At 72.3% G+C, this 1150-nt stretch carries 1 protein-coding gene; it reads left to right on the forward strand.

Annotated elements, in window-relative coordinates:
* On the forward strand, window positions 1-1107 hold a 1107-nt coding region (locus ACFQ4O_RS17720; protein WP_378777721.1), incomplete at its 5' end, for an IS110 family transposase.
* Window positions 1108-1150 lie beyond the last annotated feature (43 nt).

Raw genomic sequence — 1150 nt, forward strand, 5'->3', positions numbered from 1 at the left:
GGGGGACGCCGGCGGGACCTCGAGACGTGGATGGGTCTTGTCGACCGCGGGTATCTTGAGCCCGCCGGCGTCACGGTCGTGATCACGCGTACGGAAGTGGGGGCTCTCGCCCGAATGCAATCCGGCGTGACGGACCAGACCGTCATCGTGCCGGAGGCGATCATGACCCACAAGCTCATCCTTGGGTTCGACGTGTCGAAGGACTGGATCGACGTCGGCCGCCACGGCGCGGCGGCGGTCGTGCGGCTTGCGAACGAGGCGGACGCGATCGCCGCGTTCCTGAAGGCTGAAGGGCCGATCGGGCTCGCGGCGTTCGAGCCCACCGGCGGCTACGAGCGGGCCCTGCGCCGGGCGCTGGTCGCGGCCGGGGCTCCGTTCGCGCGCGTCCATCCGAACGAGGTGGCGGCGTTCCGGGCCCGGCGCGGCGTGAAGGCCAAGACCGACCGGATCGACGCCCGGCTGATCGCCGACTTCGCCGCGCTCGAGCTCGACGGACGCGGGCTGAAGCCGCTCGTCGAGGGCGACGGGGTCTTGCGCGAACTCGTCGCCCGCCGCCGCCAGCTGGTCGACGCGCTCCACGCCGAACGCTGCCGTGCGGCGCTGGCCGAGAGCCGCGCGGTGCGCGACAGCCTCGCGGCGGTCATGGCGGCGCTCGAGGCCGCGCTCGCCGGGCTCGAGACCGAGATCGCGGCCCGCATCGCGGCCGATCCCGACCTCGCCGCCATGGCGCGCCGTCTCGCCAGCCTCAAGGGCGTCGGCCCCGTCACGATCATGACGCTGATCGGCGCGCTGCCGGAGCTCGGCCGCCTCACCGGCAAGGAGATCGCGAGCCTGGTCGGGCTCGCGCCCGTGACCCGCGACAGCGGCAGGACCCGGGGCCGGGCCGCCACCGGCCACGGCCGCCCGGACGTGCGCCGCGTGCTGTTCAACGCCGCACGCTGCGCCATCCGCCACAACCCGACGATGAAGGCGTTCTTCGACCGCCTCGTCACCGAGAACCGGCGGCCCGGAAAGGTCGCCCTCACCGCCGTCATGCGCAAAATGCTCGTCACCCTCAACGCCATCGCGCGAGACAAACAAAACTGGAAACACGCACCAAAAGCTTGACCGCAAACACGGAAGATACCCGCGCGAAGGCGCGGGCATGACG

Origin of the sequence: Methylopila musalis, assembly GCF_042679725.1 — a bacterium.
GTDB lineage: Bacteria > Pseudomonadota > Alphaproteobacteria > Rhizobiales > Methylopilaceae > Methylopila > Methylopila musalis.